Below are 20,974 nucleotides of genomic sequence, written 5' to 3'. Positions count from 1 at the left end.
TCGGGCGTTCAGGCTGGCTTCAGCGGACCTGAGGACTGTTGGCGCCATGACCACTCGCACCATCGCCGTGCTGACCGCCTCAGCCGCCGCCGTCGGCACCCTGCTCACGACCAGCGCCGCCGCGCCCCTGGCCGGCCCGCCCTCGGGCAACCCGGACCCGCAGCTGTTCAAGCACCCGACGGACAACCCGTACTTCCCCCTGACACCGGGTCTGCTCACGCGGCTGCGCGGCACCGACGAGGGCGAGCACTTCAAGGAGAAGGTCGTCGTCACGACCCGCACCCGGGTCGTCGCGGGCGTCACCACGACGGTCGTCCACGACGTCGTACGCCGGCCCGACGGCACGCTCGCTGAGAAGACCGACGACTGGTACGCCGCCGACCAGGACGGCAACGTCTGGTACTTCGGCGAGGACACCGCGACCTACGACGAACAGGGCCGACTCGAGGACCGCGAGGGATCCTGGGAGGCCGGGATCGACGGCGCCGTGGCCGGCATCATCATGCCCGCGGACCCGCGGCCGTCGCAGGCGGCGTACATGGAGTACGCCAAGGGCGAGGCCGAGGACCAGGCCTGGGTCGTGCAGCGGCTGCCATCTGTGAAGACGCCCGGCGGGAAGTACGTCGGCATCGTGCGGACCTTCGAGTGGAGCCGTCTCGAACCCGGTGTGATCTCCCAGAAGTTCTATGCGCGCGGCCGCGGCATCGTGTTGGAGAAGGACGTCGCCGGTGGCAGCGAGAGGTTCTGGGTGGTCTCTCACACCACCCCGTGACGCGCCCGACCTCGGCCATCCCTCAAGGGGGCGACGACGACCCCACAGCACGGGACTACCGCGCGGCGAGCAGTGCCCCCAGCTCGACAGGGGTGGTGACCGGGCGGTCGCAGACCATGTGGCGGCAGACGTACGCCGCGGGGGCGCCGTCGACGGGGAGGCGGGCCTGCAGGAGCGGGATGCCGGTGTCGCCTGCTTCGGCCACCACGACGGTGACGCCGGGTGCGCGGCGGGCTGTGCGTTCGAGCTCGTCGCGCGCGGCGCCCGCAGCGCCGACGATCGCGACCTCCAGCGGTCCGGCGGCCAGCGCCTCCGCGGCCGCGAGCGACCAGCCTGCGAACCTGGGCGCCTGCATCGCCAGCGACGCGGCCGTGCCCAGCGCCTCCTCGGCGGCCTGGAGGTAGCGGCCCTCCCCGGTCATCGATGCCGCAGCGACCAGGGCGTGCACCATCGCTGAGAGACCCGAGGGGCTGGCGTTGTCCGACGGGTCACGCGGGCGGGTGATGAGCACCTCGGCATCGGATGCGGTGTCGAAGAACCCGCCGTCGTCGGCACGGAACCTCTCGAGCGCATGGTCCAGCACGCTCCGCGCGCGGTCGAGCCAGGTCAGCTCGCCGGTGGCGCCTGCGAGCGCAAGGAAGGCTCCGGCCACGCAACCGTGGTCCTCCAGCACTCCTCGGTGCCGACCGGCGACGCCATCGCGCGAGACGCGCAACAGCGATCCGTCATCGCGCAGGTGCAGCCGGGCCAGGACCTCGCCGGCTCGCAGCGCCGCCGAGACGAGGTCCTCGCGTCCCAGCAGCCGTCCGGCATCGACGAGCGAGGAGATGGCCAGCCCGTTCCAGGCGGCCACGACCTTGTCGTCTCGGGCCGGCCGCACGCGCAGGTCGCGCGCCGCCATCAGGCGCCGGCGTACGTCGTTCCATCTGGTGAGGTCATCAGGGTCGTGGTGCAGCCGGAGGGTCGAGGACCCGTGCTCGAAGGTGCCTGCCGCGGTCACCGAGAGCAGCGCCGCTGCCCAGTCACCATCCTCCTGGCCCAGTACCTCCGCGAGCTGCGCGGGCGTCCACACATAGAAGCGACCCTCCTCGCCCTCGGAGTCGGCATCGAGCGCCGCGGCGAACGCCCCCTGTGCCGTGCCCAGCTCACGCACCAGGAAGTCGGCCGTCTCGGAGGCCACGCGCAGCCCCAGCGCAGTACCCCACCGCGCGTAGACACCGAGCAGCAAGGCGTTGTCGTACAGCATCTTCTCGAAGTGCGGCACCACCCACCCGCGGTCGACGGAGTAGCGCGCGAACCCGCCGCCGAGCTGGTCGTAGAGCCCGCCGCGCGCCATCGCCTCACACGTCGCCTCGACCATGGCCGCAGCCGCCTGCGAGCCGGTCCGCCAGGCGTGGCGCAGCAGTTGCTCCAGCACCATCGACGGAGGGAACTTCGGTGCCCCTCCGAAGCCGGCGTACGACGCGTCGAAGTCCGACCCCAGCCGCGACACCGCACCCGCCAGCACGCCGTCGTCGATCGGTGCGGACGTCGCGGCCACGGTTCCGCGCAGGTGGTCGCGCAGGTCCTCGGCGACCTGGCGTACGTCGTCCGGTCGCTGCTCCCACGCGGTGACAACGGCCTCCAGCACCTGCGCGAACGCCGGCATGCCACCGCGCGCCCGGTCGGGGAAGTAGGTCCCCGCGAAGAACGGGTTGCCGTCGTGGTCGAGCACGACCGTCATCGGCCAGCCCCCGTGTCCGGTCATCGCGGTCGTTGCCTGCATGTAGATCGCGTCGACGTCGGGCCGCTCCTCGCGGTCGACCTTGACGCTGACGAAGTGCTCGTTGAGGTAGGCCGCGGTCTGGTAGTCCTCGAACGACTCGTGGGCCATCACGTGACACCAGTGGCAGGCGGAGTAGCCGACGCTCAGCAGGACGGGTACGCCGCGTCCTCTGGCCTCCTCGAACGCCTCGCTCCCCCACTCCCACCAGTCGACCGGGTTGTCGGCGTGCTGCAGCAGGTAGGGACTCGTCGCCGAGGCGAGGCGGTTGAACATTTCCCACTACTCCTGACGAGTGGCACGTGCATCACTTCCTCACCAGTGATACACGAAGGCAGATTCTCGAGAGCCTGACGCGACTCACACCCGTCCAGCCTAGGAGGGACCCCCTTGGCCGCTCGGAAGGAGCCCACGCCGCTCGCGCAGGGAAGAGCCGCGAACCCTGGGCGGCAGCGCGCGACCGTGGCGCGTGCGGCTCGACGCGCCGGAGAACGGTGGCACGAAGTACCAGGTGATGTTCCGTGCACCAGCCGGTGAGGGCGAGCCGTGGAAACGAGTGGTGGCAGGTCTCCCCGGACACCTGGAACCGCGTGCGGCGCCAGGTGGACGCCCGCGACGAAAAGGGGCAGTTCATCCTCACCGGATCCGCCCGACCTCGCGACGACGCCACCCGGCACTCCGGGCGGGACGGTTCTCCGTCATGCAGATGCGGCCGATGAGCCTGTTCGAGTCTGGCCACTCGACCGGGGAGATGTCGCTGGCCAGCCTGTTGGATGGCGAGCGCCAAACGGGCCTGGGGACGCACCTGTCCTTCGACGAACTGCTACGCCGCGGAGCTGGCCGAGGCGGCGCTGGAGGCGCTTGTCGCGCCGGGGCCGCGAGGATGGGAGTCTTGTCGACCTACTCCCCCAGTCGAAGCGACGACGGGATTCGGCATGAGTTTCCAGAAACCAACACTGTCGGATTGTTTCCGGAAACTGCTTGGTTCCGCACGAGACGGAACTTCGCTATTATCGAGAAGTGTCCAGTGAGCGGCGACCCCTTACAGTGCTGCCGGACGGACCAGAACCAGTGTCCGAGCGGGACTTGCTGCTGCGCGCATCCGAGCGACTCCAAGCAACTCTGCCGGCAGGTTGGGACGTCCAGATCACCGCAAGCACCCACCCCGAGGTCGACGCCAATCTCAAGTTGGAGCGCTTCGGCTCACCTGTCCTTACCTACCGCGTAGAAACCAAGCGCACGATCACGCGCGCTGACGTGCTCTCATTGCTAGGCAAACAGCGCTACATCACCGAGCGCCTCGCGCGACAGACCGACGAGGCGGAACCGTGGTTGCTTGCGACGCGCTACCTCAGCAGGCAGATCCAGGACCTGCTCCGTGAGCGCGACGTCTCCTACATCGACGCAACCGGAAACATCTTCATCAGCGCAGAGAAGCCGCTCGTCGTCATCTCCGAACGCGGCGCGACTGCCGATCCGTGGCGGGGAGTCGGCCGGCCGACCACGAGTCTCAACGGGCTGCCGGCGGCGCTGATGGTGCGAGCCTTGGCCGACTACACGCCGCCTCTCACGGTTCCCGAGCTGGCGAAGGTCGCTGGGGCGTCCATCGGCGCTGCCTACCGTCTCGTCGACTACCTGAAGAACGAGGGATTGCTCTCGCGAGTAGACCGCGGACCAATCACCGAGGTCGACTGGCCCGAGCTCTTGCGGCGTTGGAGCCAAGATGCTCCAGTCCTCAACGCCAACAGCACGCGCGGATTCCTCGAACCACGCGGCGTCGACAGCGTCGTCCAGAAGCTCGGCAAGACGACGTCACCGCAGCGCTACGCAGTGAGTGGCTCGCTGGCGACCCAGCCCTATGCTCCCTACGCCGAGGCTCGTCTGGGACTGATCTATGCAGAGGATCCGATGGCTCTGGCGGCGGATCTCGGACTGCGTCCCGTTGAGTCGGGGGCCAATGTCATCCTCGCTGCACCGCGCTCGCCCGTGGTCTTCGAACGCACTTCGACCTGGCGCGACATCACGATCGTCGCGCCAAGCCAGGCAGCCGCGGATCTTCTTGGAGGTCCCGGCCGCAACCCCGCCGAAGGCGAATTCCTGCTGGATTGGATGAAGGAGAACCCGGATGCCTGGCGCCGACAATTTGATCGTTGAGGCGCGTGCCGCTCTGCTGGACGCTGTCGCGGCTCTCGAGGCGCACAAGGATTCGGTGATCCTCATCGGTGCTCAGGCGATCTATCTGCACACCGGCCATGCGACATTCGCCATCGCTGAGGCGACCAAGGACTCCGATCTGGCGATCGACGCCCGAGCGCTCGGCGAGGACCCACTCCTTGAGGAAGCGATGACACGCGCCGGTTTCATCCTCAACCCGGTGACCAGGCAGCCCGGCGCCTGGATGTCGCCCAACGGAATCCCCGTCGACCTCATGGTTCCCGAGAACCTTGCCGGCTCAGGGAGTCGCCGTGGCGTTCGGATCCCGCCACATGACAAGCACTCGGCTCGGCGAGCTGCCGGACTCGAAGCAGCAATCATCGACCAGTCCCCCATGAGGGTTCAGTCCCTGGACGGCGACGGCCGCAGCGAGGTCATCAATGTCGCCGGCCCCGCCGCGCTCTTGGTGGCAAAGCTCCACAAGCTCGGCGAACGTGTCGACACCCCGGACCGCCTCAACGACAAGGACGCCCACGACATCTACCGGCTGCTCGTCGCGACCGAAACCTCCGAGCTCGCCGAGACCATTCGGCAACTCCTCGCGGAGGAACTTTCGCAGCGGGCCACGACCCGGGCACTCGAGTTCGTCCAGCAGCTCTTTGCCGCGGGACCAGATGCGCTCGGATCGACGATGGCGGGACGAGCCGAAGAAGGTGTCGGCCAGCCGGACACCGTCTCCGCCTCCGTCAGCTTCCTGGCCCAGGATCTGCTGTCGGCGCTGGCTTGATCAGTCAGGTTTGCTGAATCGTGTCGGACCTGATCCGTAGGCTTCGCGGGTGGACTACGAGGCGATCGACGCTCTGCGGGCGAGGCACCCTGCCTGGCGCCTGCTGCGCGCCAACAACGCGAGCCTGATCCTCTCGTTCCTCGGTGATTTCTTCGTCCAGAACAACCGCGGCGCTTCCTCGGCGAGCGTCGTCGCAGCGGCCCTGGATGATCAGCTCTACGCGCTCAATCGCGAGGCCGACGGCGACGAAGGCGAAACCCGCTTTCCGAAAGATCCGCGCGCCTATCTGGAGGACTGGTCGGCCACCGAAGCCGGCTTCCTTCGTCGGTTCTATCCGGCCGGTGACGACGAGGTCCACTACGAGGCGACCCCAGCCTTCGAGCGGGCGTACGCCTGGGTCGAGTCGCTGAAGGCGCGGAGCTTCGTCGGCACCGAGTCGCGTTTACACACGATCGTCGAGCTGCTGAGGCAGATCGTGCACGGATCCGAGTCCGACCCCGATCTGCGACTGGCAGAGCTACGGCGTCAGCGCGACGAGATCGATGCGCAGATCGCTGCGGTTGAAGCCGGCCAGGTCCCCGTCTTGGACGAAACCGGCGTGAGAGATCGCTATCAGCAGTTCTCGTCGACCGCTCGCGACCTGTTGAGCGACTTCCGTGAGGTGGAGGAGAACTTCCGCGGCCTAGACAGGGCAGCACGAGAGCGGATCGCGGCATGGGACGGCAGTAAGGGCGAGTTGCTCGCTGACCTGATGGGTTCACGCTCCGACATCGCCGGATCCGACCAAGGTCGGACCTTCCAGTCGTTCTACGACTTCCTTCTCTCCGAGTCCCGCCAAGATGAGCTCTCCGATCTGCTGTCGAAGGTCAGCAACTTGGCAGCGGTGGAGCACGATGACCGCGTGCGGTCGATCCACTACGATTGGGCGGAGGCCGCCGAGCGAGCGCAGGGCACCGTGCGGCAGATCTCGGAACAGTTGCGTCGCTTCCTGGACGACCAGGTCTGGCTTGAGAATCGACGTGTTCTCGAACTGGTTCGCGCCGTCGAGGCAAACGCCCTCGAACTACGCGCAGACCCGCCCGCGATTGGTTTGGAGGTGGACGAACCTGGCATCGAGATCTCGCTGCCCTTCGAGCGACCGCTGTACTCGTCGCCACCCGCCTCCGAGGTCGAGAGCCTGATCCCGCCAGCAGAGGACGCTGACCTGGAGGCTGACCTGCTCTTCAACCAGACCTTCATCGACTCGGCACGACTGGCTGGCAACATCCGCGCCCTCCTGCCCGAGCACAGTTCTGCTCTCCTGAGCGACATCATCGCGATGTACCCGATTGAACAGGGCGCGGCCGAGCTGGTCGGATATCTCGCGCTCGCCGACGACGACATCGAGGTCGAGATGGACCACAGCGACGAGACCTTGCTCGAGATCAACGACCCCGAGGATCCCGACCACGCCCGACGTATCAGGCTTGCGAAGGTGACGGTGAAGCGAACATGAGCGACGCGCATGCGATCGCGTCCGCGATCATCCGACTGATGCAAGGCGTCGTCTACCGCGAGCTCGACGAGGACACCTGGCTGACACTGGAACGCTCCGGCGCCGGTGTCCGCGATCACTTCGCGACCATCGGCGTCGAGATCGTGGTCGACGACTCCGAGGGCTACGCCTACCTGCGATCACGTCCCGACGGGGAGGACGAAGAGGCGCTGCCACGACTGGTCAGGCGCCGGACGCTGACGTACAACGTCTCCCTACTGTTGGTGCTCCTGCGCAAGCGTCTGCTCGAGTTCGAAACCGCAGGAAGTGAAGGCCGACTGGTCCTCACGCGAGACCAGATCCTGGAGATGCTGCGCGTCTTTCAAGCCGACTCTTCCAACGAAGCGCGCGTCACCGATCACGCGGAGCGCACGATCGCGAAGGCTGTCGAGCTCGGCTTCCTGCGGCCGTTGCGCGGACAGCCCGACCATTGGGAAGTGCGCCGCATCCTCAAGGCCTACGTGGATGCCCAGACCCTCTCGGACTTCGCCGGCAAGTTGAAGCAGTACGCCGGAAAGGGGGCCCCCGATGAATGAGGGACTGTTCTCCGCAGTCGAACTCAGCAGCAGCGGTCGCGCCGGATACCGCCTCGATCACGTCGAGGTCTTCAACTGGGGCACCTTCGACAAGCAGGTGTGGCGGTTGACTCCTGGTGCTGAGACATCGCTGCTCACCGGAGAGATCGGCTCTGGCAAATCCACGATCGTCGACGCCATCACGACCTTGCTGATGCCCGCGAACCGGATCGCCTACAACAAGGCCGCAGGCGCAGAGGCCAAGGAGCGGACACTGCGCTCGTATGTCGAAGGGCACTACAAGTCCGAGCGCGTCGAGGCATCTGGTCACTCACGGGCGATCGGCCTCCGCACCAGCGCCAAGACCTACTCGGTGATCCTCGGCGTCTTCGTCAACGACGGCTACGGCGAAAGCGTCACCCTGGCCCAGGTCTTCCAACAGCGCGAACAGACAGGCCAGCCGTACCGGTTCTTCGTCACGGCGAGTAAGGCCCTCGCTATCGCGACAGATTTCGCTGACTTCGGCTCCGATCTGCGCGACCTTCGCAAGCGCCTCCGGGCCAGCGGCGCTGAGATCTTCGACGATTTCCCCAAGTACGGCACCTCGCTGCGCCGCCTTCTCGGCATCCGTTCTGAGCAGGCGCTCGACCTCTTCCACCAGACGGTATCGATGAAGTCGGTCGGCAATCTCAACGAGTTCGTGCGCGATCACATGCTTGAGCCATCAGACGCCAGCGGTCGGGTGCGCGACATCATCGCCCACTTCGAGGATCTGACGAAGGCTCATGACGCAGTCAAGCGGGCGCGCGAGCAGCTGGAAGCCCTCGCTCCCATCGTCGCGACGGCCGAGAAGTACGACGCGGCGCTTACCCAGCGCGCGGATCATGAACGGCAGCGTGACGCTGTTCGACTCTTCGTCGCCGAGGCACGCTCCCAGATGCTCGGCGAGGAGATTGCTGCCCAGAAGAGTGAGGCTGAGCGGCTCTTCACCGAGAAGTCCGACCTAGAGGTGTCGGCCAGACGCCTCGAATCCGAGCGAGACGAGTTGATCGCCGAACGGGCGCGAGCCGGCGGAGACCGGATCGGCGAGCTTGAGCGCCTTTCCCGCGCGGCTCGTGAACAGGCCGAAGAACGTGCCAGACGCCGCACGCTGTTCGACGCCGCTGTCAAGCAGGCTGGTTACGCAGCGGTCGAGAACCCAAGCGACTTCAGCTCTCTTACCACCACCATCGCGGACACGCGTGCCGAGCTCGAATTGCGGCGCAGCCAGATCGGCCATGACGCTGCCCGCTTGCTGGGCGAGATCTCGCGAATCGATCGCGAAGCCGGGGTCCTCACCGACGAGCTCGACAGCTTGACCAAGCGGACCAGCAACCTGCCTGCTTCCCACACCGACCTGAGGGAGCAGCTCTGCAAGGACCTTGGGCTGACTCCAGAGGAGCTTCCATACGCCGGCGAACTGCTCGACATCGTCGAACTCCAAAGCGAGTGGCGCGGCGCCGCCGAGCGGGTGCTTCGCGGATTCGCGCTCTCCTTGCTGGTTCCCCAGGTCCACTACGACGAGGTTGCGAGGTGGGTCAACGGGCGACGACTCAGCTACCGCGGCCGGGACGGTCGCCAGATCGGCACGAAACTGGTCTACGAACGCGTTCCGGATCGCCGTGTCCCTCTCAGGCCGACGGCGCACGACCGCCTGATCCTCGCTGACTGCCTGGAAACCAAGGCCGGAGCTTTCGCCGATTACCTTGCCGACGAGTTGATCAAACGCGCTGACTACCGATGCGTGGACACGCTCGCTCAGTTCGGACAGGAACGACGCGCCGTCACCCGCGAGGGGCAGGTCCGCTCGGGTGAACGGCACGAGAAGGACGACCGCACTCGTGTCGATGATCCGCGCACCTGGGTGCTCGGGTGGGCCAACGAGCGCAAGATCGCCGCCCTGCACGAGGAGCTCGCGCAGTTGGAGGAGACCAAGCGAGCAGCGGAGAAGTCGTGGCGCGAGGTTGAGGCCGAGCGGGCGGCCGCCCAGCAACGCCTCGATGCGTTCACCTCGATTGCCGGATTCCCGTCGTGGAGTGAGCTGGACGTCGTGGAGGCACGAGAACGCGCTGCCCTGCACGAGGAAGAGAAGGCACGGCTCGAGGCTGGCTCGTCTCGACTTGCGGAGATCAAGCTCGCCCTCGGACGCGTGGAGAAGCAACAAGAAGACGTGAAGACGCACGTCGGTGAGTTGATCGGTCGACTCGCGAAGCTTCAGGCCTCCGTGCAGGCTGCAGAGACCGAGAAAGCTCGCGACGACGCCTTCGTCGCTGACCAGTCAACCAGCGATCTTGCGGCTGCGCAATACGCGTACGAAGCTCTCGAGGACCGACTCGGAAGGAACCGACCTTCACACTCCAGCCAGTGGCCAGAGGCCGGAGAACGGCTGACGGAAGAGCTGTACAGGCGGATCGACCGCATTAACCGGGAGCTCGGTGGATTCAGCCAGAGCCTCGGCCAGTACATGGCGGAGGTGCTGCGGCGTTGGCCGGAGTTGCGCAGCGAGATGGACGCTACGGCCGAGGCACGGGCGGACTACGTGGCCTTGCATGCCTCGGTCCGCGACGATGATCTCCCTCGGTTCGAGACTGAGTTCAAGAGACAGCTCAACACCGAGACGATCCGCGAACTGGCGCAGTTCAACTCCTGGCTGCGTCGCCAGGCCGAGGAGATCGACGAGCGCGTATCGAAGATCAACAAAGCACTCGGCGCGATCCCGTACAACCCGGGCCACTACATCCGCCTGGAGAAGCAAGCGACCGTCAACCAGGACGTGTCCAGCTTCCGGTCCGATCTTCGTAGCGCCACCGACGATGCGTTGTCAGGCGACGACGACCACTACTCCGAGCAGCGGTTCCTCGACGTCAAGCGCATCATCGAGCGCTTCCGCGGCCGCGAGGGCTATGCGGACTCCGACAAGGCGTGGACACGTCGGGTCACCGACGTGCGCAACTGGTTCGTGTTCTCCGCCTCCGAGCGGATCCTCGAGACCGACGAGGAGTGGGAGCACTACTCGGACTCGGACGGCAAGTCCGGCGGCCAAAAGGAGAAGCTGGCCTACACGATCCTGGCCGCGTCGCTCGCCTACCAGTTCGGACTGGAGTGGGGCGCCGAGAAGTCCCGTGACTTCCGTTTCGCCGTGATCGACGAGGCGTTCGGCCGCGGCTCCGACGTGTCCACCCGATACGCCCTCGAGCTCTTCGCCAAGCTCGGCTTGCAGCTGCTCATCGTGACACCACTCCAGAAGGTCCACGTGATCGAGCCCTATGTGAAGGCCATCGGTTTCGTCGACAATCCGGGCGGCACCTTCTCCCGACTCCAGACCATGACGATCGAGGAGTACCGCGCTCGCCGTGACGGGCGGGCATCGTGACACACGGTTGGACCACTCGGCGCGACATCCGGGAGAGGGTCCGGCGGCGCTGGGACGACGGCTCGCTCCTGCGCGCCCATGCCGGAGCAGCGGCGTTCTCTGCGATCGAGATTCCCGTGCGAGGCCCCAAGGCATCGGAGATCGGCGACGACCTCGTTGCGGCCCGGGAGTGGATCTCGGCCCTCAGCGCGGGAAGCGACAACGGGCGCCGATACGACGTCGTGCTCGGTCAGGTCGGTGGCCGCCACTTCGGCCGCAACGCACTGCCGTCGCGAGTGGTTGTTTCGACCATGGACCAGGCTTGGTCGCTCCTGGGCGTCAGGCGAGAGGTGGGCCGGTTCGGCGAGCTGTTGGAGCTCGCCGCCACGACGCCGGCGGTGCGCACATGGGTGCTCGCCCATCCCCATCGCGCCCTCGAACTTGCCGAGGAAATGCCCCAGCTCCTCGCCGCCTTCGAGTGGCTCGATACTCATCGCGACACCGGGAAGTACCTTCGCGAGATCAGCGCTCCGGGCGTCGACACCAAGTTCGCCGAGAAGCATCGGCCCGTGCTCGCCGCGATGCTCGGGGTGTCCTCAACGGCCGCAGGGTTCCTCACCGACCTAGGCCTTCGCGCCAAGCCAGAGATGGTGCGAATCCGCGTCTCGTCGTCACTCGGGTTGCCAACACCTATCTCCGAGCTGGCTCTCCGAACGACAGAGCTGCGGGAGCTGGCGATCGCACCTCGCTCGGCCATCGTCATCGAGAATGAGGTCACCTATCTGAGTGTCGATGTTCCCGACGACGGAATCGTGATTTGGGGCAAGGGCTTCGAGGTGGACCGCGTGGGCCGCCTCCCCTGGCTCGCCGACATCCCGGTCATCTACTGGGGCGACATCGACACCCACGGCTTCGCGATCCTCGACCGTCTACGCGCCTGGCTCCCCGCTGCCTGCTCGATCCTGATGGACCGAGCGACTCTGCTTGCGCACCGCGAGCGTTGGGTCAGCGAGGACCGTCCGGCGACGTCTTCGCTGACACGCCTGACAAAGGCCGAACTCGACCTCTACACCGATCTCGTCACCGACCGACTGGGCCGACGGGTTCGCCTCGAGCAGGAGCGAGTCGACTGGGCGGCTGCGACAACCGCCCTCGAGCAGGCCCAGCAAACGAGCCCGAGTGATGCACGAGAGTGATGCACGAAGCCCCGGAAACGGTGTCCAACGGCGACATTCGCCGATCCGACACGAACCGCGACTAGGCCGCTGACCCGCGGTTTCGCAGATTTCCGTCGACAGCCGCCAAGCGAGGAACCTCGTGGCACCAGTGGCACGCGGAGTAGCCGACGCTCAGCAGGACGAGTACGCCGCGTCCTCTGGCCTCCTCGAACGCCTCGCTCCCCCACTCCCACCAGTCGACCGGGTTGTCGGCGTGCTGCAGCAGGTAGGGACTCGTCGCCGAGGCGAGGCGGTTGGCCATTTCCCACGACTCCTGACGAGTGGCACGTGCACGAAGGCAGATTCTCGAGAGCCTGACGCGACTCACACCCGTCCAGCCTAGGAGGGACCCCCTTGTCCCCTCGGCCCTCACACCTACCTGTCGCCCACGATCCTCGCGGACCAACGCCTGACAGGAGGAACCATGAACAGCAACACCCACGACGTCCCCTTCCACACTCGCCACGACGACGAGCTGGCCGACCGAGACCACGCCCGGCGCAGCCGCAGAACTTCGACTTCAAGCGATCCGAATCTTCAGATTCATTGACCGCAAAAGTTCGACTTCGATCTACGCAAACGTTAGAGTTAGCGCATGGCGACCTACCTACCCCGGATCGCAGACCAGGAGCTCGAGGCCCGACTCAGCGTGATGGGAGCCGTCCTCATCGAGGGACCGAAGGCGTGCGGGAAGACCGCCACGGCATCGCAGGTCGCCAACACCATCATCCGTCTCGACGAGGACGCAGCAGCGCGCGCCCAGCTCGATCTCGATCCTCAAGCGCTCTTCGCCGGGGAACCGCCGATCCTGTTCGACGAGTGGCAGGTCGCCCCCGACATCTGGAACCGCGTACGGCGCCAGGTGGACGACCGCGCCGAGAAGGGGCACTTCATCCTCACCGGATCCGCGCGACCTCGCGACGACGCGAACCGGCACTCCGGGGCGGGACGGTTCTCCGTCATGCAGATGCGGCCGATGAGCCTGTTCGAATCTGGCCACTCGACCGGGGAGATGTCGCTGGCCAGCCTGTTGGATGGCGAGCGCCAGACGGGCCTGGGGACGCACCTGTCCTTCGACGATCTGCTCCGCCGCATCATCACCGGCGGTTGGCCAGAGCTGCTCGACGCCGACGAGGATTTCGCACGCGACTGGCTGGCCGACTACCTGCGTCAGGTCGTGGAGGTGGATGTCCCCGAGATGGGCCACCGCCGCAACCCCGGCAATCTGCGCCGCCTACTCGAAGCCTTGGGTCGCGGCGTCGGACAGCCAGTCAAGCTGAGCGATCTGGCCAAGGACGTCGGGGGCGACGGCGGACCAATCGCGTACGAGACGCTCACCGGCTACCTCGATGCACTCGCCCGCCTGTGGCTCACCGACGACTCCGCGGCCTGGCGACCTCACATGCGCTCGCGAGCCCGACTCCGCACCGCGCCCGTGCGCTACTTCGTCGATCCCTCGATCGGACCCGCCGCGCTGAACATCGGCAGTGCCGAACTCAAGGCCGATCCCCTGGCCTTGGGCTTCCACTTCGAGGCGCTGGTCATCCGTGACCTCCGCATCTATGCGCAGCTGCACCGAGGGCGCGTCGACTCCTGGCGCGACGAGAACGGCAACGAAGTCGACGCCGTGCTGACCGCTCGGGACAACAAGTGGGCAGCCTTCGAGGTCAAGCTCAACCCACGCGACGTCGACGCCGGGGCCGCGTCCCTGCTCAAGTTCGCCAGGAACGTCGATACCGACCGGCACAAGGAACCTGCCTGTCTCGGCGTGATCACGTCGACAGGCGCCGGCGGCCGCCGACCCGACGGCGTACACGTCATCCCGATCGGATGCCTGGGGCCGTGACGACGGGTCACCGACGACCGTTGCACACCGCCCAGACGCCAAAGAGTCGGTAAGGGTAGCCTTACTTCGTGGCAGTCTTCCATGGCATCGTGCAGTCCCGCGAACAGCTCACGCCCGCCCTCGTGCGGGTGGTGCTCGGCGGTCCAGGACTCGATGGCTTCGTGATGCCAGAGGAGACCGACGCCTACGTCAACGTGGCGATCCCGCCGGCGGAGGCGCCCTACGGTCCGGTGTTCGATCCGGCCGACGTGCGCGAGACCTACCCGCAGGAGCTGTGGCCGGTCCGCCGCCGCTACACGGTGCGGTCCTGGGACGCGACGCACCGCACCATCACTCTCGACTTCGTCGTGCACGGCGACTCCGGAGTCGCCGGGCCGTGGGCGGCGAACGTCGCGCCCGGCGACGTACTGGTGTTCCAGGGCCCGGGCTCCGGCTACCACCCCGACCCCGAGGCCGACTGGCACCTGATGGTGGGCGACGAGTCCGCGCTCCCCGCCATCGCCGCCTCGCTCGAGTCGATGGCGAGTGGGGCCACGGTCGTGGTCCGGCTCGTGTGCGACGGTCCCGACCACGAGGTGCCGCTGTCCTCGCCCGGCAACCTGGATCTGCAGTGGCTGCACCGAGGCGGCGACGTCGACAAGGACGGCGCTCTCCTCGCCGACTCGGTCGTCGCGCTCGACTTCCCGGCAGGACGGGTCCACGCCTTCGTCCATGGCGAGGCCCAGGAGATCCGCCTCATCCGCCGGCACCTGCTCACCGAGCGCGGGCTGACCCGACGCGACATGAGCTGCTCGCCCTACTGGCGTCGCTCGATGAGCGACGAGGCATGGCGCCGGGTCAAGGGTGAGTTCGTCGCGGCCATGGAAGCCGACGTCGCCTGATCGAGGACCGACCCACAGGTGGTTCACAGGTTCCGCCACATCAGCGCTCAGCCCGGGCCCGCAGTCTTCTTCCATGAGCGACGACGACACCCAGCCCACGAGTGGTTCGAGGTGGGAGCAGCCGACACCCCCGCCGGTGGCGCACCCGACCGCACCCGCGCCGGCGTACGCTCCCGCACCTCAGCCTCGTCACCGCGGCAAGCTGGCCCTGGCCGGTGGAGCGGTCGGCATCGCGCTGGTCGCCGGAGGTGGAGGGTTCGCGCTCGGCCACGCCACCGCTGACACCGACCGCGACGGCATGGGCCGGTTCGGACCCGGCAACCTCCAGGGCAACTTCCCCGACGGCGGCCCCCTGGGACCCCAGCACAACGGCCCGCAGGGCGCGTTCCCCGGTCAGCTGGGTCAGCCTCCGGACGGCTTCGGTGACCGCGACGACGACGGCGACGGCGACCAGGGACAGCAGCTTCCCGATGACGGCACTACCGAGGGCTCGACCTCGAACTCATGACCGGAATCGACAGGCTGGTGCGGACCCTCTCCGCCAGCACGCTGTGGCTCTCCGTGCTGCTGGTCACCTACTGGTGGACCGCCGGCGGGGGCATCCAGGAGCTCGGAGGTTGGGCGAGCGGGCTGGAGTCGCTGGGCCGGCTCACGGGACTAGTGGCCTCCGTACTGCTGCTGGCCCAGGTGCTGCTGATGGCGCGAGTGCCGTTGCTCGAGCGCGCCTTCGGCCAGGACCGCCTCGCGCACGTGCATCGCCTGGTGGGCTTCACATCGTTCAACCTGATGCTCGCCCACGTCGTGCTGATCACCTGGGGGTACGCCGTCGGCCAGGTGTCCGCCGTACCCAGCACGCTGTGGCAGCTCGTCGTCGACTACCCGGGCATGCTGCTCGCCGTCGGAGGAACGGTCGCGTTGTGCATGGTCGTCGCGACCAGCATCAAGGCCGCGCGGCGCGAGCTGCGCTACGAGTCGTGGCACCTGCTGCACCTCTACGCCTACCTCGGCGTCGGACTCGCCCTGCCGCACCAGCTGTGGACCGGGAGGGACTTCACGTCATCACCCGGCCGCACGGTGTTCTGGTGGACGGCATGGGGCCTCGCCGCGGCGGCCGTCCTCGTCTTCCGCGTCGGCCGGCCACTGTGGCTCAACCTGCGGCACGACCTGAGGGTCACCAGCGTGGTGCCCGAGGGCGAGGGCGTGTGGTCGGTGTACCTGACAGGACGGAAGATGGACCGGCTGCGGGCCGAGGCCGGCCAGTTCCTGGGGTGGCGCTTCCTCGGCCGACCAGGCTGGACCCGGGCCAACCCCTACTCGCTGTCGGCCGCGCCCGACGGCAGCTCCCTGCGGATCACGGTCGCGGACGCCGGCGACGGCAGCTCCTCGATCGCGTCGCTGACCCCTGGCACCCGCGCCCTGGTCGAGGGACCGTTCGGTCGACTCACCGACCGAGCGCGCACGCGTCAGCTCGTGGCGTACTTCGGCGCCGGCGTCGGCATCACCCCGATGCGGGCACTCGCCGAGGGAGCGCCGTACGCGCCGGGCGATGCCGTCCTCTTCCAGCGCTACACCGACGAGCCGCTCTTCGGCCACGAGCTCCGGACCCTGGCCGCCGAGCGGGGCCTGCAGGTCGTCGACCTGCCCGGACGCCGCAGGTACGACGGATCGTGGCTGGGCGCCGACACACCGGTGGGCGGTGCCAGTGACTCCGAGGTCCTTCGTGCGTGGTTGCCCGACCTGCCCCAGCGCGATGTCTACGTCTGCGGCCCGCCGGCGTGGACCGATGCCCTGACCGCCGCACTGCTGCAGGCCGGCCTTCCCGTCGACCAGTTGCACGTCGAGATCTTCGCGTGGTGAGACAGAGATGAGCCGCATCACGGCCTGGCTGCTGTCCACGATCACGGTGGTGGTGCTGATGTTCGGCTACCACACCTCGACCAGCAGCACGCTCGCCGCCACCCAGAACCCGCCCGCCATCAGCTCGAGCGGCAACACCGGGTCCCCGTCTGCTGCCACGGGCTCTTCGGGCTCGGGGTCCTCGCGTTCCGGGTCCTCGGGCTCCTCGGGCTCCTCTGGCTCCGGCTCCTCGGGCTCCTCAACGGTCACCGGCGAGGTGGCGCAGACCGAGTGGGGACCGGTGCAGGTCGAGCTGACCGTGAGCGGCGACCAGCTCACCAACGTGTCCGTCGTGCAGTACCCCAACGGCAACGGACGCGACCAGGAGATCAACTCCTACGCCCTGCCCGTGCTGGTGCAGGAGACCATCGACGCGCAGAGCGCCCAGATCGACATGGTCAGCGGAGCGACCGTGACCAGCACCGGGTACCTGCAGTCGCTGCAGAGCGCCCTCGACCAGGCGGGCCTGTGACCATCACGTCAGGAGAGGCGGCCGACGTACGCCGTCGCGTCGAGCAGGTCATGGGGCTTCCGGTCAGCCTGGCCCTGCGGGGTCGGCACGCCGGCGGGCCCGCGGCCGACGACGCGTGGCGCGCTGTGGTGGAGGAGCTGCGCGAGGTCGACCGCGTGTTCAGCACGTATCGCGCGGAGTCCTGGGTGAGCCGCCTCGGACGCGGCGAGGCCGACACGGCGGACGCCCCGCACGACGTACGCGAGGTCCTCGACCTCGGCGAGCGGGCCCGGCTGGAGTCAGGTGGAGCCTTCGACGTGGTGCGCGACGGTGTCCTCGACCCCAGTGGCGTGGTGAAGGGTTGGGCCGTGGCGCGCGCGGCCCGGCACCTGCGCGCCCTCGATGACACCGACTTCTGCCTCTCCGCGGGCGGCGACATGGTCGTCCACGTCGCGGCGCACGACCGGCCCGACTGGCGCATCGGGATCGAGCACGCCACCGACCCGCGACGGGTCAGAGCCGTCGTACCGCTGCGCTCCGGAGCGCTCGCCACCTCGGGGCTGGCCCACCGCGGCGCCCACGTCGTCGACGCGCGCACCGGGCTGGCGCCCTCGACGCTGGCCTCGGTCACCGTGATCGGCCCCGACCTGACCTGGGCCGACATCGACGCGACCGCTGCGCTGGCTCTCGACGCCGAAGCCCCCGCCTGGCTGGCCACGCGGCCCGGCCGGACGGCGTACCTGCAGTGGGTCGACGGCCGGGCCGAGACGTTCGCAGTCCCCGTAGCCTGACCGGCATGGACGCAGCTGGCTGGGACCAGAGGTACGCCGAGTCCGGGCTCGTCTGGTCGGCCGAGCCCAACCGCTTCGTCGCCGAGCAGTGCTCCGATCTCGCTCCCGGCCGAGCGCTCGACCTCGCCGCCGGCGAGGGCCGCAACGCGATCTGGCTCGCCTCGCTCGGCTGGAGCGTGACGGCCGCCGACTTCTCCGCAGTCGGCTTGGACAAGGGACGCCGCCTCGCGCAGGGCGTGTCACAGCCAGCAGGCGTCGCGGACCGCATCGCCTGGATCGTCGCCGACGCCACGACGACCGACTGGCCCCCGGAGTTCGACCTCGTGGTCGTGGCCTACCTGCAGCTCGCGGAGTCCGAGCGCCGTGCCGCCGCCGTCCGGGCCTTCGCCGCCCTCCAGCCCGGCGGCCGGCTCGTCTGGGTCGCGCACGACTCGACCAACCTCACCGACGGGGTCGGCGGCCCCCAGGACCCGACCGTCTTGATGACCGCCGACGACATCCTCACCGACCTCACGGGCGAGCCGTACGACGTCCTCCACGCCGGCCGCGTCCCCCGCCCCGTCGGCGACGCCACGGCGTACGACTGCCTCATCGTCCTCGAGCGCGACTGACCCCCTCCTCGGGATAGTCCGGTACGAAGGGAACCCTCTCTGCGTCGCTTCAGGGTTCGGTTCGTACCGGACTATCCCGAAAACGCACATCTTGAGTCACCGCAGTTACTGCGGTACCCTCGTAACTGTGAATGACGCAGACGCTTCGTCGAACCCGATCGAGTCGGCGGTCGAGCACGCCCGGCACGCGCTGTCGGCGGTCGACCCCGACGACCCGGGGACGGCGCTTCCCCGACTACGCGAGGCGCAGGAGCTGATCACGGCCGCCATCGACGAGGCGATGGCGGCGGTGGTCGTCGACGGCGAGACACTGCGGGGAGCGGGGGCGATGGCGGGGCTCAGCGAGAACGCGGTCGGGCCTCGACTGGCGCGCACACGCACGCTGGCGGCCTACCAGTCCGAAGACGGCCGCGTGACGGCTGCCGGGGTCGAGCGGGCCAGGTACGACGTCGAGCAGGGCCGCCACCAGCCTCTGCCACCGGGGGCGGCGCCGCCCGCCCCGATGCGCTTTCGACCCAGACGCCCCAACAACTAGGCACCCAAGGAGACCGCCATGACCAATCCCAACCTGACCCACCTCTACTTCCTCCTCGACCGCTCGGGCTCGATGAACACGATCGTGGAGGACACGGTCGGCGGCTTCGACGCCTTCATCGCCGAACAGCGCAAGACAGCCGGCGAGTGCAAGGTGACGCTGGCGCAGTTCGACGACGCCTACGAGGAGGTGTACGCCGACCGCCCGATCGCCGACGTACCGTCCCTGGTCCTGCAGCCTCGCGGCACCACCGCCCTGCTCGACTCCGTGGCCCGGATCATCACCGACGCCGGCAAGCGGCTGGCCGCTCTGCCCGAGGACCAGCGGCCCGGCACGGTCATCGTCGGGATCATGACCGACGGCCTGGAGAACGCGAGTCGCGAGTGGACCCACACTCAGCTCAAGCAGCTCATCGAGCGGCAGACCAACGACTACTCCTGGCAGTTCCTCTACCTCGGTGCCGACCAGGACGCCGTCGAGGTCGGGATGAGCATCGGGGTGGGCGCCGGGCACTCGGTGACCTACGCGCGCGGCAAGGTCAAGCAGGCCATGGCGGCGACCGCCGCCAACGTCACGGCCTACCGCGAGGCCAGGGCAGCCGGCATGCCGGCGCCCGCCGCGGCAGCAGCCTCGGAGTTCACCGCGAAGCAGCGCCGGGAGTCTTCGGAGTAGCCCCGGAAGATGGGCCCGAAGATGGGCCCGAAGACGGACCAGAAGGCGGACCAGAAGGCGGATCCGTCGGCTCGTCGCCGTAGACCCCGGCCTCGCGCGCGGCCTGGGCCTTGCGCAATTGCTTGACCAGGCTGCGCGCCAAGAACACGACGGCCACGATCAAGAAGACGAAGACGAGGGCGGCGATCCATCCGGCGGTGACGTCGTCGGCCTCGGGCACGGGGTCGGGGTTGTCGGCGACCAGCCAGAGGAACGGCACGAGCATGTGACCATCATCCCCCACGAGGACGGTCTCAGCGATCCGGGGTGATCCCGGCGAAGAGGTCGTCCTCAGGGAGGGAGGTCTCGACGTGAGTCGTGACCAGCTCGTAGTCCTCGGTGCCCCACACGGTCTGGGCGATCTCGCGCGGCACCACGAACCACGGGCCGTCTGGATCGATCTGGGTGGCGTGGGCGAGCAACGCCTGGTCGCGCACCCCGAAGTACTCCGCGCAGGGGACGCGCGTGGTCACGCGCGCGTCCCACTCGGGGTCGGGCTTCCAGTCGTCGAGACGCTCGGTGTAGGGCGACTCGAGGCCGTGGTCGAGCATCGCCTGGTGGATCGCCATCATCTTGGGGCGGTTCCAGTTGTGGGAGTAGTAGAGCTTGAGCGGCTGCCACGGCTCGCCCGCGTCGGGAAACCGCTCGGGATCACCGGCCGCCTCGAACGCCGCGACCGAGACCTCGTGGCAGCGGACGTGGTCGGGGTGGGGGTAGCCGCCGCGCTCGTCGTAGGTCGTCACGACGTGAGGCTTGAACGACCGCATCAGCCGCACGAGCCGCTCCGTCGACTCCTCGAGCGGCACCAGCGCGAAGCAGCCCTCGGGCAGCGGCGGCGGCGGGTCGCCCTCGGGCCAGCCGGAGTCGACGAAACCCAGCCAGTCCTGGGTGATGCCGAGGATGTCGCGAGCCCGCTCCATCTCCTGTCGGCGCACCTCGGCGATGTTGGCCGCGATGTCGGGGCGGTCCATCTTGGGGTTGAGGATCGAGCCGCGCTCACCACCGGTGCAGGTGACGACATGGACGTCGACGCCCTCGGCGACGTACTTGGCCGTGGTCGCCGCGCCCTTGCTCGACTCGTCGTCGGGATGGGCGTGCACATGCATCAGGCGGAGTCCGT

General features: G+C 68.1%; 19 protein-coding genes and 1 pseudogene. 16 read left to right on the top strand and 4 right to left on the bottom strand.

The genetic code is table 11. The annotated features are described in order from the left end of the window. The first annotated feature begins 46 nt into the window (after positions 1–46). Positions 47–772 (top strand): hypothetical protein, encoded by a 726-nt coding sequence (locus ISU10_RS11515; RefSeq protein WP_194696545.1) that lies wholly within the window; start codon positions 47–49, stop codon positions 770–772. Between the two features lie 55 nt (positions 773–827). Here ISU10_RS11515 and ISU10_RS11510 read toward each other — a convergent pair whose 3' ends face one another. After that, positions 828–2,810 (bottom strand): thioredoxin domain-containing protein, encoded by a 1,983-nt coding sequence (locus ISU10_RS11510; protein ID WP_194696544.1) that lies wholly within the window; start codon positions 2,808–2,810, stop codon positions 828–830. Positions 2,811–3,605: 795 nt separating this feature from the next. On the opposite strand from ISU10_RS11510, the gene ISU10_RS11505 reads away from it, so the two are divergent. Genes ISU10_RS11505 through ISU10_RS24120 form a run of 6 tightly spaced genes read left to right on the top strand, consistent with a single transcriptional unit; the run spans position 3,606 to position 12,111 of the window. Beyond that, positions 3,606–4,688 carry a helix-turn-helix domain-containing protein gene (locus tag ISU10_RS11505; protein WP_194696543.1) on the top strand — a complete coding sequence of 361 codons (1,083 nt, stop codon included), beginning with the start codon at positions 3,606–3,608 and terminating at the stop codon, positions 4,686–4,688. Further along, positions 4,660–5,475 (top strand): GSU2403 family nucleotidyltransferase fold protein, encoded by an 816-nt coding sequence (locus ISU10_RS11500; RefSeq protein WP_194696542.1) that lies wholly within the window; start codon positions 4,660–4,662, stop codon positions 5,473–5,475. The genes ISU10_RS11505 and ISU10_RS11500 overlap by 29 nt, the downstream gene beginning before the upstream one ends. 49 nt (positions 5,476–5,524) lie before the next feature. Further along, the gene (locus ISU10_RS11495) at positions 5,525–6,970 is read left to right on the top strand and encodes a DUF3375 domain-containing protein (protein ID WP_194696541.1); all 1,446 of its coding nucleotides are present in this window, start codon (positions 5,525–5,527) and stop codon (positions 6,968–6,970) included. Then, entirely contained in the window at positions 6,967–7,545 is a 579-nt protein-coding gene (locus ISU10_RS11490; protein WP_194696540.1) for a DUF4194 domain-containing protein, read from the top strand. The genes ISU10_RS11495 and ISU10_RS11490 overlap by 4 nt, the downstream gene beginning before the upstream one ends. Continuing rightward, the gene (locus ISU10_RS11485; RefSeq protein ID WP_194696539.1) at positions 7,538–10,936 is read left to right on the top strand and encodes an ATP-binding protein; all 3,399 of its coding nucleotides are present in this window, start codon (positions 7,538–7,540) and stop codon (positions 10,934–10,936) included. Before ISU10_RS11490 ends, ISU10_RS11485 begins: the two co-directional genes overlap by 8 nt. Further along, entirely contained in the window at positions 10,933–12,111 is a 1,179-nt protein-coding gene (locus tag ISU10_RS24120) for a Wadjet anti-phage system protein JetD domain-containing protein (protein ID WP_194696538.1), read from the top strand. The genes ISU10_RS11485 and ISU10_RS24120 overlap by 4 nt, the downstream gene beginning before the upstream one ends. A 121-nt stretch (positions 12,112–12,232) precedes the next feature. Here the strand turns inward: ISU10_RS24120 and ISU10_RS11475 are convergent. Beyond that, positions 12,233–12,394: pseudogene (locus ISU10_RS11475) on the bottom strand (DUF255 domain-containing protein); the annotation flags it as partial. 333 nt (positions 12,395–12,727) lie between these two features. On the opposite strand from ISU10_RS11475, the gene ISU10_RS11470 reads away from it, so the two are divergent. The 9 genes from ISU10_RS11470 to ISU10_RS11430 all read left to right on the top strand — a co-directional run bounded on the left by ISU10_RS11470 (position 12,728) and on the right by ISU10_RS11430 (position 19,815). Next, entirely contained in the window at positions 12,728–13,978 is a 1,251-nt protein-coding gene (locus tag ISU10_RS11470; RefSeq protein WP_194696536.1) for an ATP-binding protein, read from the top strand. A gap of 68 nt (positions 13,979–14,046) precedes the next feature. Then, the gene (locus tag ISU10_RS24115; RefSeq protein ID WP_370865192.1) at positions 14,047–14,859 is read left to right on the top strand and encodes a siderophore-interacting protein; all 813 of its coding nucleotides are present in this window, start codon (positions 14,047–14,049) and stop codon (positions 14,857–14,859) included. 73 nt (positions 14,860–14,932) lie between these two features. Continuing rightward, positions 14,933–15,367 (top strand): hypothetical protein, encoded by a 435-nt coding sequence (locus ISU10_RS11460; protein WP_194696535.1) that lies wholly within the window; start codon positions 14,933–14,935, stop codon positions 15,365–15,367. Beyond that, positions 15,364–16,716: a ferredoxin reductase family protein gene (locus ISU10_RS11455; protein ID WP_194696534.1), complete on the top strand. Its 1,353-nt coding sequence runs from the start codon at positions 15,364–15,366 to the stop codon at positions 16,714–16,716. The genes ISU10_RS11460 and ISU10_RS11455 overlap by 4 nt, the downstream gene beginning before the upstream one ends. A gap of 7 nt (positions 16,717–16,723) precedes the next feature. Further along, the gene (locus ISU10_RS11450) at positions 16,724–17,227 is read left to right on the top strand and encodes an FMN-binding protein (RefSeq protein ID WP_194696533.1); all 504 of its coding nucleotides are present in this window, start codon (positions 16,724–16,726) and stop codon (positions 17,225–17,227) included. Further along, a complete protein-coding gene (locus ISU10_RS11445) occupies positions 17,224–17,997 on the top strand; it encodes an FAD:protein FMN transferase (protein ID WP_370865189.1) in 774 nt (257 codons plus the stop codon). Before ISU10_RS11450 ends, ISU10_RS11445 begins: the two co-directional genes overlap by 4 nt. Before the next feature lie 5 nt (positions 17,998–18,002). Continuing rightward, the gene (locus ISU10_RS11440; RefSeq protein ID WP_194696532.1) at positions 18,003–18,608 is read left to right on the top strand and encodes a class I SAM-dependent methyltransferase; all 606 of its coding nucleotides are present in this window, start codon (positions 18,003–18,005) and stop codon (positions 18,606–18,608) included. A 127-nt stretch (positions 18,609–18,735) separates the two neighbouring features. Continuing rightward, positions 18,736–19,143: a hypothetical protein gene (locus tag ISU10_RS11435; RefSeq protein ID WP_194696531.1), complete on the top strand. Its 408-nt coding sequence runs from the start codon at positions 18,736–18,738 to the stop codon at positions 19,141–19,143. Positions 19,144–19,161: 18 nt separating this feature from the next. Continuing rightward, positions 19,162–19,815, top strand: a complete 654-nt coding sequence (locus ISU10_RS11430) for a vWA domain-containing protein (protein WP_194696530.1) — start codon at positions 19,162–19,164, stop codon at positions 19,813–19,815. Here the strand turns inward: ISU10_RS11430 and ISU10_RS11425 are convergent. Both ISU10_RS11425 and mca read right to left on the bottom strand, forming a co-directional pair. After that, positions 19,781–20,080 (bottom strand): hypothetical protein, encoded by a 300-nt coding sequence (locus ISU10_RS11425; protein WP_194696529.1) that lies wholly within the window; start codon positions 20,078–20,080, stop codon positions 19,781–19,783. The two genes, ISU10_RS11430 and ISU10_RS11425, sit on opposite strands and share 35 nt — an antisense overlap. A 28-nt stretch (positions 20,081–20,108) precedes the next feature. Then, the gene (gene mca, locus ISU10_RS11420) at positions 20,109–20,960 is read right to left on the bottom strand and encodes a mycothiol conjugate amidase Mca (protein WP_194696575.1); all 852 of its coding nucleotides are present in this window, start codon (positions 20,958–20,960) and stop codon (positions 20,109–20,111) included. Positions 20,961–20,974: the final 14 nt, after the last annotated feature.

It is taken from the genome of Nocardioides agariphilus, from assembly GCF_015352445.1.
Lineage (GTDB): Bacteria > Actinomycetota > Actinomycetes > Propionibacteriales > Nocardioidaceae > Nocardioides > Nocardioides agariphilus.
Note: the sequence above shows the minus strand (reverse complement) of the source record. Positions and strands in the feature narration are given on the sequence as shown.